This is a genomic window from Gordonia sp. CNJ-863 (genome assembly GCF_001942325.1).
In the GTDB taxonomy this organism is placed as follows: domain Bacteria; phylum Actinomycetota; class Actinomycetes; order Mycobacteriales; family Mycobacteriaceae; genus Gordonia; species Gordonia alkanivorans.
On sequence record NZ_MKKG01000047.1, the window covers coordinates 1 to 1,205 of the forward strand.

Sequence of the window (1,205 nt, forward strand, 5' to 3'; positions counted from 1 at the left end):
CCGAGCAATGCTGCCAGCGCAGGGACGACAATCGTGCGGACGAGAAAGGTGTCCAGGAGTAACCCGATACCGATGATGAAGCCGATCTGCACCATCACGTCGATCGATCCCAGCATGAGTCCGAACATGCTCGCCGCGAAGATCAAACCGGCCGAGGTGATGACCGAGCCGGTGTATGCGACGGTGCGTAGAACTCCGAGCCGGATATTGGCCACCGATTCCTCTCTGAGCCGGGAAACCAACAGCATGTTGTAGTCGGCCCCCACTGCCACTAGAACGATGAAAGACACCAGCGGGACCGGCCAGGCAATTTCATTGCCGAAAATGTGTTGCAGAACTAGGACACCGATGCCCAGAGCGGCTGCGTAGTTGAGAACGACAGTGGCCAGTAGATAGATCGGTGCGACGATCGCCCTGAGTAAGAGCATTAGGATCAGGCCGACTATCAGGATCGTTCCGAATCCGAGTAACTTGAAATCGTACGCCAGAAGTCGTTGGATGTCGGCGTTGATCGCCGGGAACCCGGCGACAGATGCGCGCGCACCCTGCAGCGTGGTGTTCGGCATGGCGTCCTCGGCCACCTTCGACAGACTGTTCGCCAACGTCATGGCATCCGCGGTATACGGATCGTAGGCGGTCTGCACTACAAAGCGAGCAGTCTTGCCATCCGGCGAGATGAACTGGCGCGCCACTTGGCTGAACTGTTGATCCTTGAACGCGTCGGCGGGTAGGTAGAACCCCGTTGCCGAGTCAGTGTTGCCGATGTCCCGGGCGGGCGCGCGTAGCTGGGCGGCCACTTGAGACAGGCCCGCCAGCAGCTGTACGTTGCTGTCCACCAATGCGCTCACACCGCCGGACAGCTGTCGGGCCCCGTCGGCGAGCGCTCGGACGCCCGTCTGGAGCTGTGACAACCGACTGCCGAGGTCCTGGCCGTTGATCGTCTGCAGAGCGGAGTCGAGGACGTTCAATGAGCTCTGCAACTGCGCGAGGTCCGCCGTTCCCGGGCCCTCGACTCCACCGAGCTGGGTAGCGAAGTCCGCGATACGACCGAGGGACTGGTTGTCGGCCAATGCGCGGATGTCCGAGGTCTGTGTCTGCAAGGCCGAACACTGCGGGATCTGGACGCACCAGGGAGCATCGAGTGCACTCAACGCCGGTGCGACGGCGTCGGCAGCCGACTGTGCTTGTCGTGCCACTCGAGACAG

The 1,205-nt window shown here is 61.7% G+C and carries 1 protein-coding gene; it reads right to left on the reverse strand.

The window, feature by feature from the left end; genetic code table 11:
* Window positions 1-1,205 (reverse strand): MMPL family transporter (locus BJF87_RS19965; protein WP_158037563.1); only part of this gene is annotated, 1,205 nt, incomplete at both ends.